Annotated in this window: 9 protein-coding genes; 4 read left to right on the top strand and 5 right to left on the bottom strand. The window is 70.7% G+C overall.

All coding sequences use genetic code 11. The features are described 5' to 3' along the window. Positions 1–184: 184 nt before the first annotated feature. On the bottom strand, positions 185–3,505 hold the full coding sequence (locus tag ACZ5WE_RS30610) for a tetratricopeptide repeat protein (protein WP_469157305.1): 3,321 nt from the start codon (positions 3,503–3,505) through the stop codon (positions 185–187). 240 nt (positions 3,506–3,745) lie between these two features. Between ACZ5WE_RS30610 and ACZ5WE_RS30605 the strand changes: the two genes are divergently transcribed. Beyond that, a complete protein-coding gene (locus tag ACZ5WE_RS30605; RefSeq protein ID WP_467689612.1) occupies positions 3,746–5,149 on the top strand; it encodes an FG-GAP-like repeat-containing protein in 1,404 nt (467 codons plus the stop codon). Between the two features lie 18 nt (positions 5,150–5,167). Here the strand turns inward: ACZ5WE_RS30605 and ACZ5WE_RS30600 are convergent, their stop codons facing one another. The 3 genes from ACZ5WE_RS30600 to ACZ5WE_RS30590 all read right to left on the bottom strand — a co-directional run bounded on the left by ACZ5WE_RS30600 (position 5,168) and on the right by ACZ5WE_RS30590 (position 9,590). Further along, positions 5,168–7,801 carry a bifunctional FO biosynthesis protein CofGH gene (locus tag ACZ5WE_RS30600; RefSeq protein ID WP_467689614.1) on the bottom strand — a complete coding sequence of 878 codons (2,634 nt, stop codon included), beginning with the start codon at positions 7,799–7,801 and terminating at the stop codon, positions 5,168–5,170. Between the two features lie 125 nt (positions 7,802–7,926). Continuing rightward, positions 7,927–8,781: an LLM class F420-dependent oxidoreductase gene (locus tag ACZ5WE_RS30595; RefSeq protein WP_467689615.1), complete on the bottom strand. Its 855-nt coding sequence runs from the start codon at positions 8,779–8,781 to the stop codon at positions 7,927–7,929. A gap of 269 nt (positions 8,782–9,050) precedes the next feature. Beyond that, entirely contained in the window at positions 9,051–9,590 is a 540-nt protein-coding gene (locus ACZ5WE_RS30590) for a hypothetical protein (RefSeq protein ID WP_467689617.1), read from the bottom strand. 131 nt (positions 9,591–9,721) lie between these two features. On the opposite strand from ACZ5WE_RS30590, the gene ACZ5WE_RS30585 reads away from it, so the two are divergent. The 3 genes from ACZ5WE_RS30585 to ACZ5WE_RS30575 all read left to right on the top strand — a co-directional run bounded on the left by ACZ5WE_RS30585 (position 9,722) and on the right by ACZ5WE_RS30575 (position 12,836). Continuing rightward, complete coding sequence (locus ACZ5WE_RS30585; RefSeq protein WP_467689619.1) at positions 9,722–10,138, top strand: ankyrin repeat domain-containing protein; 417 nt, start codon at positions 9,722–9,724, stop codon at positions 10,136–10,138. Positions 10,139–10,350: 212 nt separating this feature from the next. Beyond that, positions 10,351–11,892, top strand: a complete 1,542-nt coding sequence (locus tag ACZ5WE_RS30580; protein WP_467689621.1) for a CehA/McbA family metallohydrolase — start codon at positions 10,351–10,353, stop codon at positions 11,890–11,892. A 92-nt stretch (positions 11,893–11,984) separates the two neighbouring features. Next, positions 11,985–12,836: an ATP-grasp domain-containing protein gene (locus ACZ5WE_RS30575; protein WP_467689623.1), complete on the top strand. Its 852-nt coding sequence runs from the start codon at positions 11,985–11,987 to the stop codon at positions 12,834–12,836. A gap of 36 nt (positions 12,837–12,872) precedes the next feature. Here ACZ5WE_RS30575 and ACZ5WE_RS30570 read toward each other — a convergent pair whose 3' ends face one another. After that, positions 12,873–14,432 (bottom strand): APC family permease, encoded by a 1,560-nt coding sequence (locus ACZ5WE_RS30570; RefSeq protein WP_467689625.1) that lies wholly within the window; start codon positions 14,430–14,432, stop codon positions 12,873–12,875. Positions 14,433–14,568 lie beyond the last annotated feature (136 nt).

Raw genomic sequence — 14,568 nt, 5'->3', positions numbered from 1 at the left:
CACTGTAATCGACCGGGAACGGTCGGTTCGGGGTCGATGCGATAACTAAGGAGACGCCCTTGAGATCACTTTTGACCGGCCTTCACCAGGGCTTTCATGGATCTCCGCAGGACCACGCCGGAGGCGCGCGAGGACGCGCGAGGACGCGTGAGGACGCGTGAGGACGCACGCGGAGCTTCCTCGCCTACGCGACAGGCTCCGCCCATCGCGCCTGAAACTCGTCCCGCGCCGCCACGACCCTGGCCAGGCGTGGAGCCAGGCGGGTGCGGTCGGCGCCGGGGGCGCGGGAGAGTTCGGCGAGGAGATCGGCCAGCTCTGCCAGGTTGTCCCACTCGCGGGTGACCGCGAGGACCCGCGCGAGCCCGGAGTCGAGCGCAGCCCAGTCCTCAAGGCCCGCCGCGACCAGCGCTTCCAGGAAGTCGCGCACCCGTGGCTTCAGGTCCTCGCCCGCCACCAGACGCCCGGTCTCCCGCCACAGCGGACCGGCGGGACGCACCCCGTCGGAGCCGCTCGCGGCCAGAGCGAGGTCACAGGTACCGATCAGCTCGTCCTGCGCACGGACTCTCCAGGCGGTCTCGCGGGCGAGATGCCACTCCCGCGCTCTGCGGTAGGCCTTGCCCAGCTCCTCCAGGAAGTGGCGTTCCGCTCGTCCGCCCGTGTCCACGGCACTCAGGGCAGCCCTTGCCTCCTCGTTCCGGCCGAACCAGTGGTGGATCTCTGCCGTCTGACGGTGGGCCCACTCCGGCGTGGATCCGATCTCGGTGTAGCGGCAGAAATCAGCCAGGGCCCGCTCGACCCGTCCGACGGCCAACGAGGTGATCCCCCGTCTGCTCAGGGCCCAGGCGTGCCCTCCATCGAGTCGGAGCGCGGCTTCGGCGTCGTCCAAGGAGGGGTGGTACAGCCGTAGTTTGTGCAGGAGTTCACTTCTGGAAGCAAGCGCCCAGGGGCTTTGAGGATCCAGATCCACGAATCGGTCCAGGTCGGTGCGCGCCTCGTCGAACCGCCCCAGAAGGTGCAACGCGTCCCCCCGGCACCTCAGGAACCAGCCGGTACCAGGTGACAGAGTGTGGGCACGATCCGCATCGGTGAATGCGTCTTCGTGGGCTCCCAGGCCGACGTGCACCATGCTGCGTTGGGCCAGCGCCCAGGCGTAGTCAGGGACCAGCTCCACTGCCCTGTCGAGGTCCGCGAGTGCCTCGTCGTATCGCCGCAGAAGGCGTTGGGCCGCCCCGCGGCTCGCATACGCCGACGCATAGGCGTCGTTGATTCCGATCGCTCGGTCGAACTCCGCGACCGCCTCATCGTGCCTGCCCGACACGCGCAGGGCATCGCCCCGTTCACACGCCACGAACGCGGATTCCGGCGCGAGTTCGACAGCGCGGTCGAGGTCCGCCGTCTGATGCGCGTGCTCCCCACGGGCTCCTCGTACGCGACCCCGCCGCGCCAACGCCCATACGTATTCAGGGTCGAGTTCCAACGCCCGGTCCAAATCCGCGAGGGCCTCATCGATCTGTTCCACGCTGTACAGGGCGGCACCCCGGGACGCCCAGGCGTACGCGTCCGTCGGCTGAATCTCGATCGCCCGGCCCAGATCCCTGATCGCCTCGCCCCAGTTGCCGAGAACCCGGTGGCACTCGCCCCGCAGCCGCAGAGCCCTTTGGTAGTCCGGAGTGATGGCGACGGCCCGGTCCAGCACTTTGATCGCGGCGGCGAAATCCCCCTGCTGGGCGCGGGTCGATCCCTTGCCGAAGTAGGCCCGCGCCAGCTCCGGGTCGAGGGCGAGGGCACGGTCGTACTCGGCCAGCGCCTGCTCGTACGCCCCGCTCTTGCGCAGATCGCGTCCCCGCAGCATCCGTACGACCGCCTGCCCCCGTACGTCCAACCCGGCACGGTCGACCAACAGCCCCAGCGCCTCGACGCACGCGCCGTCGGTCAGCGCGGCCAGCAGATCCCTCCCCCACTTCCCCGCAGCCGCCGCGTCCGCGTCCTGCCCCGCGTCCACCAGGACCCGCGCCCAGCGCCGGGCCACGACCTCGCCCACGTCACAGGCGTCGACGGCATCCCGCAGGACAGTGGGCATCGCTCCCCGCTCCCCCGCGCACAACAAGTGGTACGACTCCGCGAGCCGCAGCTCACGCCATGGTTCGTCGTCCCAGAACCTGGCGTCCCCCAGCTCGCCTTCGAGCTCCGCCCGCCACCCGCCGAACGTCCCCGCGAGGCGACCGTGCGCCTGTGCCCACCCCCGCGGCGACCCCTTGCGCTGCGACCGCAGTATCGGTGCCCGCACCACGTCGTGGTACTGCACCCGATCACCCCGGTCGCTCACGAACGGCAGCCTCCGCAGCCATCCGAAGAGCCCCGGCACCTCCGCCTCCGCGCAGACCCCCTCCACCGCCGCCCGGAACACATCCGCGTCCAGACGCCTCGGCAGCGCGCACGCCAACGCCACCGCCCTGCGTACGGGATCCCGCTCCCACTTCAGGAAGCGCTCCACAGCGGTGGCGCTCGGGTCGCCGACGTCGTCCGGGGCCGCGGGCCTGCCCTCGGCGAGGGTGGAGACCAGGACGGGCAGGCCGCCGGAGAGCCGCAGTACCTCCTCCACCACCGGCTCCGCCACCACTCCCTTTCCGGCGAGCAGCCCCCGCGCCTCCAGCTCCGTGAAGGGACCGAGCGGCACATCCATGACGAAGTCGCCGTAGCCACCCCACCTGGCCGTGTCGAAGGGCTGCTGCCCCGCCGTCACCACGATCACGTTGGCGGGCAGCGCTCCATGCCGGTCGGTGAGCATCACGTCGTGCAGCCAGCCGTCCAGGAACGGCGCCGTCCTCTCGTACGTGTCGAAGAAGAGGACGATCCAGGGCGCCCCCTTCCCCGCCTCCGCGAGTTCGTTCAGGAGGACCGGCGTGAGGACCCGCTCCGGGGACAGGACCAGCTGGACATCGTCCTGGTTGCCGAGGCGTGCGCTCAGGCCGGCGCGCAACCGATCCGCGCCTTGGGCGAGTTGAGCGGGGTCCACCGCCCCCGCGAAGGCTCCTACGCCCGGCAGGAGACCGAGGCCAACCAGGCTCGCCCGGGCAGCGGTCATGCTGCCGGTGGAGGGAGCGGGCAAGGCATCGGGGCCGGGCTCCTGGACCGCGTCGAACATCGCTGCCGCGGAGACTGACTCAGCTGCGTGGCGACGCTCGCGGTGGGCCGCCAGAAGACGGTTGAGCTCCTTGCAGCGGCGGCCCTGCAGGGCGAACTGGGCGGCGATCGCCGCCATCGCCTCCGGCACGCTGCCCAGAGCTTCGTCGCCGTAGGCGGTCAAGGCACCACGCTCCCGCGCAAGTTGCTCCCACTCCCGCACCAGTGACGTCTTTCCGACGCCGCCGATCCCGTGGACGTGGAAAAGGAAGCGGTGCCGGTCGTCATCCGGAGGTACGTCGAAGTTGGCGCGGAACGCGTCGAGTTCGCCCCGGCGACCGACGAACCCCGCCCGCCTCCGGCGACGTATCAACTCCTGCATGGACGGCTGCTGATCCCCCGCCGACGCCACCACAGGCTCCACCCTCCCCGCGAATCCGACTGCCCTGCGCACAGTGTTCCACCGGCCCTGGGGGCGGCGGGCCAGAACCGTGTGGCGGGAAACGGCGGGCAACGTAACAGGAATGTCCGGGCGACGTAACAAGAAACCTGGGGGGTACAACCACCTCTCACAGGTGACGGTCTCCTCTTCTGTCACAGCAGTTTCCCCCCAGGAGGACAAGTGCGTCGCTCACTCATAGCCGCCCTCGCGGTCACCGCGCTCGCGACCCCGTTCGCCGTCGTGGCCGCGGCCGGCTCCGCCGCCGCGGCGCCCGCCGCGGCGAGCAAGCCCGTGACCGACTTCAACCGTGACGGGTATGCCGACCTCGCCGTCTCCGCGCCCCGCGGCGCCGTGGACGGCACAGCCGGCGCGGGCTACGTATCGATCGTGTACGGCTCGGCGTCGGGCGCCGACACCGCGCACGCCAAGCAGGTCGACCGCACCACCGCGGGCGTGCCCGGCGACCCCGAGGAGAACGGCGGCTTCGGTGCGGGCACCGAAGCCGGTGACTTCGACGGCGACGGATACACCGACCTCACCGTCAGCAACGGCAGGACCGACGCCGTGATCTGGGGTTCCGCGAACGGCCTGACCGAAGGCACCGAGCTGCCGGGCGAGTACGTGAACGAGCTGAAGGCCGGTGACTTCAACGGTGACGGCAAGACGGACCTCGTCGCCAACTCGCAGAGCACCCTGAAGGTGAACTACGGCCCCTTCACCCGCGACGGGAAGCCCGCCTCCACCTCGTCCGTCCAGAACGGCGACGACGGCCCCCAGGACCTCATGGTCGGCGACGTCACCGGTGACGGCGCCGACGACCTCGTGACCGGCCACGCCATGGAGGAGATGCAGCACTCCTCGGAGCTGTGGAAGGGCAGCAAGGACGGCCTCGCCAAGACGTCCACGCCGACCAAGAAGTTCACGACGAACGGCGTCATCGCCGACGTGAACAAGGACGGTTACGGCGACCTCGTCGCCCACGAGGTGGACGAGGTCTCCGAGACCCAGGTCTACGACGCGGGCGCGGTCCGCGTCGTCTACGGCTCCGCGTCCGGCTTCTCCACCCGCACCGCGAAGATCGACCAGGACACCGCGGGCGTCCCCGGCGCCGGCGAGGCCGCGGAGATCAACGGACCGGAGAGGGGCGACCAGTTCGGCCACTCCCTGTCCGCGGGTGACGTCACCGGTGACGGCTACCAGGACATCGTTGTCGGCGTGCCCGGCGAGAACCTGGGCAACGTCCAGGACACCGGCGCGGTCGTCCTGCTCAAGGGCGGCGCGAACGGCCTGACCGGCACCGGCGCCCAGGCGTTCAACCAGTCCACGGCGAACGTCCCCGGCGTCTCGGAGAAGGGTGACAACTTCGGTGAGGCGGTCCAGCTCACCGACGTGAACAAGGACGGCCTCGCCGACCTGACCGTGGGCACGCCCCAGGAAGACGGCACGACCAAGGACTCGGGCGCCGCCTGGCTGTTCCGCGGCGCGAAGACCGGCCTGACGACGACCGGCATCACGTCGTTCAGCCCGTCCTCGCTCGGCACCCCGGAGGCAGGGGCCTTCTTCGGCGCCGACCTCACCGGCTGACCCCTCCTCCGGTAGGGGTTACTCCAGCACCGGCAGCAACTCCGGGAGGTGGCCGTCCGAAGCGGCGGCCGCCTCCTGGCGCTCCACCGGCACCTCTCCGTACAGCGTCGTCCGCGGCTTCGCCGGACGCCCGGCCTCCTCCGCGATCGCGATGAGGTCCTTCACCGAGCGGTACGAGCCGTAACTGGAGCCCGCCATCCGGGAGATGGTCTCCTCCATCAGCGTGCCGCCCAGGTCGTTCGCCCCCGAGCGCAGCATCTCCGCAGCGCCCTCCGTACCGAGCTTCACCCAGCTGGTCTGGATGTTGGGGATGTGCGGGTGCAGAAGCAGCCGCGCCATCGCCACCACCGCGCGGTTGTCGCGGGTGGTCGGTCCCGGCCGGGCGATGCCCGCCAGATAGACCGGCGCGTTCGTGTGGATGAAGGGCAGCGTCACGAACTCCGTGAAGCCCTCGACTCCCTTGGCCCGCGCCTCCTCCTGGATCGCGGCCAGCGTGCGGAAGTGCCCGAGCCAGTGCCTGGGCTGGTCCACGTGCCCGTACATCATCGTGGACGAGGACCGGATGCCCAGCTCGTGGGCCGTCCTGACCACCTCGATCCACGTCGCCGTCGGCAGCTTGCCCTTCGTCAGGACCCAGCGCACCTCGTCGTCGAGGATCTCCGCGGCCGTACCGGGGATCGAGTCGAGGCCCGCGTCCTTCGCCGCGCCGAGCCAGTCCCGTATCGAAAGGCCGGTCCTGGTCGCGCCGTTCACGACCTCCATCGGCGAGAAGGCGTGCACGTGCATGCCCGGCACGCGCTCCTTCACGGCCCGCGCGATGTCGAAGTACGCGGAGCCGGGCAGGTCCGGGTGGATACCGCCCTGCATGCACACCTCGGTGGCGCCGACCTCCCACGCCTGCTGGGCCCGGTCCGCGACCTGGTCCAGGGAGAGCGTGTACGCGTCGGCGTCCGTGCGGCGCTGGGCGAAGGCGCAGAAGCGGCAGCCGGTGTAGCAGACGTTCGTGAAGTTGATGTTCCGCGTGACGATGTACGTGACGTCGTCGCCGACCACGGACTTGCGCAGATCGTCCGCGACGGAGCACAGCGCGTCGAGCGCGGGCCCGTCCGCGTGCAGCAGCGCGAGGGCCTGCTCGTCCGTCAGGCGCGTCGGGTCGTCGGCGGCCGTCTTCAGAGCCGTTCGTACGTCGCCGTCGATGCGCGAGGGGACCATGCCGGGCGCGGCCTGCTCGCGCAGGGCCTCCCAGTCGCCGTACACCTCGTCGAAGTCGTCGCGCCGGTCGGACGTGCGGCCGGTCGTGTCGATCGTGCGGTGCAGGTCCGTGCGGCCGGAGGCGGCGACGTAACCCTCGTCGGGCTCCTGCCACGGGTGGCCCTCCACGACCGCGTCGGGGCGTGCGAGACCCGTCTGCGGGTCGGCGAGCGCCCGCACGTGCGGGAGGAGCCGCGGGTCGAGCCACGGCTCACCGCGTTGCACGAACTCCGGGTAGACACACAGCCGTTCCTCCAGGCGGAAGCCCGCGTCGGCCGACTGCTCGGCCAGCTCGTCGAGCTGCGGCCAGGGCTTCTCGGGGTTCACATGGTCGATCGTGACCGGCGATACGCCGCCCCAGTCGTCGATGCCCGCGCCGATGAGGCGCTTGTACTCGCCGTCGACGAGATTGGGCGGCGCCTGGAGACAGCCCGAGGGGCCCATGATGTGCCGGGCCACGGCGACCGTCGCGACCAGGTCGTCGAGCTCGGCGTCCGGCATGCCGCGCATCGCCGTGTCCGGCTTGGCGCGGAAGTTCTGGATGATCAGCTCCTGGATGCCGTGGTACGAGCGCGACACGCGACGCAGCGCGAACAGCGACTGCGCGCGCTCCTCGTACGTCTCCCCGATCCCGATGAGCAGGCCGCTCGTGAAGGGCACGGACGAGCGCCCCGCGTCCTCCAACACCCGCAGCCGGACGGCCGGTTCCTTGTCGGGCGAGCCGTAATGTGGCTGCCCGGGTTCGGACCACAGCCGCTCGGCCGTGGTCTCCAGCATCATCCCCATGCTGGGCGCGACCGGCTTGAGCCGTTGGAAGTCCGTCCAGGTCATGACGCCGGGGTTGAGGTGCGGCAGCAGACCCGTCTCCTCCAGGATGCGGATCGAGATGGCACGGACGTACGCGATCGTGTCGTCGTACCCCTCCGCCTCGAGCCACTCCCGCGCTTCCGGCCAGCGGTCCTCGGGCTTGTCCCCGAGGGTGATCAGGGCCTCCTTGCAGCCCAGCTCGGCCCCGCGCCGCGCGATGTCCAGGACCTCGTCCGGGGACATGAACATCCCGTGGCCCTCGCGCCGCAGCTTGCCGGGGACGGTCGCGAACGTGCAGTAGTGGCACTTGTCCCGGCACAGCCGGGTGAGCGGGATGAAGACACTCTTCGAGTACGTGATGACGCCGGGCCGCCCCGCCGCCGCGAGGCCCGCGTCGCGCACCCGCGCGGCGGACGCGGCGAGGTCCTTCAGGTCGTCACCACGCGCCTGCAGCAGCACGGCGGCTTCGGCCGCGTCGAGCGCGACGCCGTCCCTGGCGCGTTTGAGCGCGCGACGCATGGCGTTCGCGGTGGGTCGTGCGGGCGCTTGGGCCGACCCCTGGGGTGCTTTGTCCTGCGGCGCGCTGTTGGTCATGCGTCCGAGCATACGAGCGACCGCTCAGAGAAACAGCTACAGGTCAGTGCCGGTCGCCGGAGGCGGGTGTGAGGTGCACGTATCGCCGGTACGCAGCGCCAGTACGCAGCGCCTGCACGTATCTCCTACACGTACTGCTGGAACCCGTCGAGCGCGCGCAGCACCTCCGCCTCCCCGCGTGCCGGAAGCTGCACGATGACCTCGTCCACGCCGAGTTCCGCGTAGTGGGCGAGCTTGCCCTCGGTCGGCTCCACGGCGGAGAGCGCCACGTACAGCTCGGCGGGGTCCCGGCCCGCCTGTGCCCAGGCGGTGCGCAGGGCGGGGAGGGCCTCGCGCAGGCCGCCGCCGCCGATGGGCAGCCAGCCGTCGGCGTACCCCGCGATCTGCGCGAAAAGCCTGGGTCCTGCGGCTCCACCGATGAGGGTGCGGGGACCGTGCAGCACACCGTCCTTGCGGCTGCGCGGCGCTCGCACCGGCTTCGGATGGACCTCACTGGCCCGCACGCTCGCGAACTCGCCGTCGTACGCGGTCGGTTCCGCCGACCACAGCGCCCGCATGACCGCCATCCGGTCCCGCACGAGCGCCCGCCGCGTGCGCCACTCGACGCCGTGGTCGGCGGCCTCCTCCTTGTTCCAGCCGTAGCCGATGCCGAGGGTGAGACGGCCGCCGGAGAGGTGGTCCAGGGTCGCGATCTGCTTGGCCAGGTCGATCGGGTCGTGCTGCCCGACGAGCGTGATGTTCGTGCCGAGCCCGAGCCGCTCCGTGACGGCGGCGGCCTGCGCGAGAGCGACGAAGGGGTTGAGCATGCGGGCGCACTCGGGCGGGAGTTCCCCGCCGGGGTACGGGGTCTCGCGGGAGACGGGGATGTGGGAGTGCTCGGGCAGATAGACCCCCGCGAAGCCTCGCAGCTCCAGCTCCTGGGCCAGGCGGATCGGGGTGATGGTCTCGTCGGTGAGGTAGAGAGTGGCGGCAACTCGCATGTGGCGGCCTCCGATTGCGACGGCGTATTCCCGTTCCCGTGAGTGCCCCCGTACGGGAGCGGGGCGTTCGGGAGCGAGGCTCACTTACTAACCGTCAGCGCCGCAGGAGTCCATGCCATGCCCGCACCTCGCGTCCGCTGCTAGCAGACGCAACAGTGGCCGCGCCCCCCCTGCGGCAGCCTCCAGCCCCTGTGGCAGCCTCCAGTTGCGCCGGCATACCGCTCCCGTGGGTGTCCTTCGTGCAGGAGCAGGGCGTTCGGGAGCGGGGCTCACTTACTAACCGTCAGCGCCGCAGGAGTCCATGCCATGCCCGCGCCTCGCGTCCGCCGCTTGTAGTACGCGACGGTGACCGCGACGAGCAGCGGAGCCCACAGGAGCAGCGGCGCGTAGCAGATCACGAAGAGCGCCTGCTGGATGGCGCCGTCCGTGACGCCGGGGCCCAGATCCGCGTACGCGGCGTAGACGAACCAGGTCGTGATCAAGAAGAGTCCGGCGGCTCCGACGAGCGCCGGAACCACCGCGGCGAGCGGCCGCACCTTCCGCCCGCCGATCAGCGGTATCCACCCCGGCACGACCTCGCCCCACCCCCGCACCAGGCCGAGCGTCAGCAGGGCGAGGGACTCGGACACGACGCTCAGCCCCAGGATGTACAGCACCATCCCCCAGCCCTCGAAGGGCTCGTCGGCCACCGGAAGCCCGGCGACGAGGGCGATGCGCCACAGCGCGGAGGGCAACGTGGCCAGCGGGACGGCGTGGGCGGCGATCACGGCCCACCGGGGGACGTCGGGCAGAGCGCTCATCTTCATCATGGGAGTCATGCTGGCCGCGGGCGCCGGGCCGCCACATCGGCGTGCGGGCTGATCAGGGGCGCCGCGCCTCCGCCGCATGGGGGAGCGAATAGTCCGACCACCTCACACGCCCGCCGAATTACTCTCTCCCCATGAGCAGAAGGCGCCGCAAGAAGATGTCGAGCAAACTGGTCCTGGCGGCCAAGTCGGGCCTCACCACCGAGGTGAAAGCGCTGCTGCGCGCGGGCGCGGACCCGAAGGCCCCCGACCCCGACGGCACGACACCGCTGTACGGCGCTTCCGTTCACGGCACGACGCCCGCTGTCCGGGCACTCCTGGCGGCAGGAGCGGACCCCGACTCCGAGAGCGGCCACGGCGACCAGGGGACACCCCTGTGCGGGGCCGCGTGCTGGGGCCACACCGACGCGGTCCGCGAACTCCTCGCGCACGGTGCGGACCCGAACCGCCGCGAGGACCACGGCACGGGCAACACCCCGCTGTACTGGGCGACCCACGGCTCACACGAGGAGACGGCCGCGGTGCTCCGAGCGGCGGGCGCGAACGTCTAGGCGCGGGGCTGCGCCGCCCCTACGGCGCGTACGCGGCCCCGCTCGTCCTGTGCCGCACCCGCAGGGCCCGCCGCGGCGACTGACAGCGGCGGTCCGCCGCCCTCGCCCGACACTCCGCATAAGTCTGTCAATTGCCTTCCCTTGCCGCCGAGTTCACGGCTGAATACCAGGGTTGCCCTGCAGTCCCTTCCGACACCCCGGGGAGCCGACACATGTGCGAGGACGAACACCACAGGACCAGACCCGCCAACACACCCCTGAACCGACGCGGTCTGCTCGTGACGGGAGCCGCCGCCGCGCTTACGTTGAACAGCGTGAGCTTCGCGAGCGCCGCAGGGCGTGACTCCAGGAGTGGCGACGAGACCAAGGTGGTGCGCGGGACACTGCCCACCGGGTCGCCCGACTTCGTGTACCTGCCGGTCGAAGTCCCCGACGGCGTACGGGAGATCCACGTCTCGTACACCTACGAGAAGGTCACCGTCCCGGCGGGCACGCAGGGCAACGCCCTCGACATCGGCATCTTCGACCAGCGCGGCACGGCCCTCGGCGGCAAGGGATTCCGGGGCTGGTCGGGCGGCGCGCGCACGGAGTTCTTCATCCGCGCCGACGACGCGACCCCCGGCTACATCCCGGGCCCGGTCAAGGCGGGCACCTGGAACATCGCGCTCGGCCCCTACACCGTCGCGCCGCGGGGCCTGCCCTACGAGGTCACGATCACCCTCAAGTACGGGGCGCCCGGCAAGACGCCCAGGCCCGCCTACCCGCCGGAGCGGGCGAAGGGCCGGGGCCGCGCCTGGTACCGCGGCGACTGCCACCTGCACTCCTGGCACTCCGACGGCAGGCGCACCCCGGCCGAGATCGCGGCCCTCGCGCGCGCGGCCGGCCTCGACTTCATCAACTCCTCCGAGCACAACACGCACTCCGCGCACGCCCATTGGGCCGACGCGGCGGGGGACGACCTCCTGGTGATGCTGGGCGAGGAGGTCACCACGCGCAACGGCCACGTGGTCGCCCTCGGCACGGATCCCGGCACGTTCATCGACTGGCGCTACCGCGCCCGCGACAACCGCTTCGGCAAGTACGCCCGCGAGGTCCGCGACGCGGGCGGCCTCGTCGTCCCCGCCCATCCGCACGCCACCTGCATCGGCTGCAACTGGAAGTTCGGCTTCGGCGAAGCGGACGCGGTGGAGGTGTGGAACGGCGCGTACACCCCGGACGACGAGATCTCCCTGGCCGACTGGGACAGCACCCTGGTCGCCGCCGTCCGCGGCCGCAAGCCCTGGATCCCGGCCATGGGCAACAGCGACGCCCACCGCGACCCCGACCCCGTCGGCACCCCGCAGACGGTGGTCCTCGCGGACGACCTGACCCGCGAGGCGATCCAGGCGGGCATCCGGGCAGGCCACAGCTACGTCGCCGAGACCAAGGACGTCGCGCTCGAGTTCACCGCCACCGGCGGCAGGGGCAGACAAGCGGGCATCGGCGAGCGCCTCTACGTCGAGCAGGACGCCCCCGTGACGGTCCGTCTGGACGTCACGGGCGCCCCCGGCTGCACGATCCGTTTCGTCACGGACCAGGGCGTGCTCTTCACCGGCCCGGCGATTCCCGCCTCCGGGTCCGGCACGGCTCAGTGGCGAACGACACCTTCGTACGCCGCCTACGTACGGGCCGAGGTCCGCCACGCGCCGGTGACGCCGGGGCTCCCGGGCCCGCTGAGGGCGTTCACGAACCCGGTGTTCCTGGGCCGGAGCTAGGTTCCTCCGGGGGCGGCGCGGCGCGGCCGCATCGACTTCCATAAGGTCGAAGATCCGAAGCCGCCGCCCCCACCGCCCCAGGAGAGCCCCCCGTGCCGCCTGCCCAGCCGACCCCGAGGCCCCGGTCCCGCGTCCTGCTCGTCACCGATCTCGCCTACGAGGCGCGGGGCCGCCGGTACTGCGACGAGGACATCGCGCTCGCCTCCCGCCTCCGCGAGGACTTCGACACGGCGCTGTGCCACCCGCTGGACGCTGCGGCGCTGATGGACTCCTTCGACGCGGTGCTGATCCGCAACAGCGGCCCGGTCCTGAACTACCAGGCGGCGTTCGACGCCTTCCGCGCCCAGGCGCTCGCCTCGGGCACCCGCGTCCACAACCAGCTGACCGGCAGCGCGGACATCGCGGGCAAGCAGTACCTCGTCGACCTCACGACGCAGGGCCACCCGGTGATCCCGACGGTCGACCGCCTCGCGGACATCGCAAAGCTCCCGGACACGTCCGAGTACGTGATCAAGCCCAAGCGGGGCGCGGACTCGATAGGCCTGGAGTTCCTCACGCGGGCCGACCTGGAGACCCACGCCGCCCCCGACGGCACGATCCTCATCCAGCCCCGCGTCGACTTCACGTACGAGGTGTCGTTCTACTTCGTCGACGACACGTTCCAGTACGCACTCCACGCACCGCACCCGGACAAGCGCTGGGCCCTGGAGCCCTACACCCCGACCCCCGCCGACCTGGCCTTCGCCCAGCGCTTCATCGACTGGAACACCATCGACCACGGCATCCAGCGCGTCGACGCCTGCCGCACGCGCTCAGGGGACCTGCTCCTGGTCGAACTGGAAGACCTCAACCCGTACCTGTCCCTGGACCTCATCCCCCAGAACCACCGCGACGCCTTCATCACCAGCTTGAAGGCGTCGCTGCGGGGGCTGTTGGCGGGCTGAGGTCAGTCCGCCAGGGGTGGTCTGTCCACCAGGGGGTCAGTCTGCGACGACCAGCGCCGGAGTGTCCCGCTTCAGGACCTCGCCCCGGAAGAACGCCGGGCTCTTGCGGCCCATCACCAGCATGATCACCACGCCGAGCAGCAGCAGGCCCACGCCGATCACGAAGACGGAGCCGACACCGAAGACGGAGGAGCCGCTGCCGTAGGCGGGGTTCCACATGTCCACGAGCGTCTTGACGAAGACCGCGGTCAGCAGGATGCCGCCGAACACCGGGAAGAAGCCCTTGAAGGCGAAGTCGCGCGGGGACGAGAACAGTGTGCGGCGGAAGTACCACGCGCAGGCGAAGGCCGTCAGCGCGTAGTAGAAGCAGATCATGAGGCCGAGCGCGTAGATCGTGTCGACCAGGACGTGCTCGGAGACCAGCGTCATGACCGTGTAGAAGACGCCGGTCGCGACGCCCGCGACGACCGTCGCGCGGCCGGGGGTCTTGAATCGGGGGTGCACGCGCGCGTAGGAGGCGGGAAGCGCCTCGTACGTCGACATGGCGAGGACCGTGCGGGCCACCGGGATGAACGTGGTCTGCAGGCTCGCGGCGGCCGATGCGAGGACCGCGACGAAGAGCAGGATGCCCAGGCCGTTGCCCATGATGGGCCCGGCGAGCGCGGCGAAGACGTTGTCGGAGGTGTCCGGGTTGGCGAGACCCAGGCCCTTGTCGCCGGAGCCGACGGCCATCTGGGCCGCGATGCCGGTGGCGAGGTAGGAGCCGATCAGGACGACCATCGAGATGAGCGCCGCGCGGCCCGGGGTCTTCTCGCTGCCGGTGGTCTCCTCGTTGGCGGTCAGACACGCGTCCCATCCCCAGAACATGAAGATCGACAGGGAGAGACCGGCCGTGAAGGCGCCGAAGGACTGGACGGAGAACGGGTTCAGCCAGGACCAGGAGAAGTCCATCGAACCGGCGATGTCACCGCTGCGGGCCTTGCCGAGAGCCATCACGACAAAGAGCGCGAGCACCACGAGCTGCAGGCCGACCAGGAGGTACTGGACCCCCTTCGTGGCCGTCATCCCCCGATAGCTGATGGCCGTCGCCGCGGCGATCAGGGCCAGGCACGTGAGGATGTGGACGGCCTTGTTGTCGTCGAGGGCCGCAACCGAGTCACTGCTCGTGATCTCGCCGGCCAGGAGCCAGAAGTACGAGGTCGCCACCCCTGCGAGGTTCGACAGGACGATGATCGTGGCGATGACCAGGCCCCAGCCGCACATCCAGCCGAGCCGCGGGCCGAAGGCCTTGACCGTCCAGGTGAAGGACGTGCCGCAGTCCGGCATGGCCTTGTTGAGCTCGCGGTAGGCGAAGGCCACCAGGAGCATCGGCAGGAAGCCCGCGAGGAAGACCGCGGGCATGGCGAGGCCGACCTCGCCGGCCGTGGAGCCGAGGGTCGACGTCAGGCAGTAGACGGGGGCGACGGTCGAGATGCCGATGACGGCGCTGCCCATGAGGCCGACGGAGTTACCGCCGAGCCCTTTGGCGCGTACGCCCCCGTCGGGGGCGCCGTTTACCGTGTCTCCGGCCTGGGGCCGTTCGTCCAACTGGGTCATGAACAGGACGTTAAGGGCTGCGGTTTCCACATACGGAGGGTCTAGATCCGCATCTTGCGTCTTGTAATCGATGGGCGAATCGGGACAGCTGCCATTGATTGCTTGATCGCTCAACCGGAACGGTTGCTCATTGCCA

The sequence above is a fragment of the Streptomyces sp. NPDC033180 genome (genome assembly GCF_055577645.1).
This window is presented reverse-complemented; position numbering and strand designations above follow the sequence as displayed.

Excerpts from the sequence above, each read along its gene's own strand:
- ACZ5WE_RS30610 (WP_469157305.1), bottom strand. The coding sequence starts at position 3,505 with ATGCAGGAGTTGATACGTCGCCGGAGGCGGGCGGGGTTCGTCGGTCGC.
- ACZ5WE_RS30600 (WP_467689614.1), bottom strand. The coding sequence starts at position 7,801 with ATGACCAACAGCGCGCCGCAGGACAAAGCACCCCAGGGGTCGGCCCAA.
- ACZ5WE_RS30595 (WP_467689615.1), bottom strand. The coding sequence starts at position 8,781 with ATGCGAGTTGCCGCCACTCTCTACCTCACCGACGAGACCATCACCCCG.
- ACZ5WE_RS30590 (WP_467689617.1), bottom strand. The coding sequence starts at position 9,590 with ATGATGAAGATGAGCGCTCTGCCCGACGTCCCCCGGTGGGCCGTGATC.
- ACZ5WE_RS30585 (WP_467689619.1), top strand. The coding sequence starts at position 9,722 with ATGAGCAGAAGGCGCCGCAAGAAGATGTCGAGCAAACTGGTCCTGGCG.
- ACZ5WE_RS30580 (WP_467689621.1), top strand. The coding sequence starts at position 10,351 with ATGTGCGAGGACGAACACCACAGGACCAGACCCGCCAACACACCCCTG.
- ACZ5WE_RS30570 (WP_467689625.1), bottom strand. The coding sequence starts at position 14,432 with ATGACCCAGTTGGACGAACGGCCCCAGGCCGGAGACACGGTAAACGGC.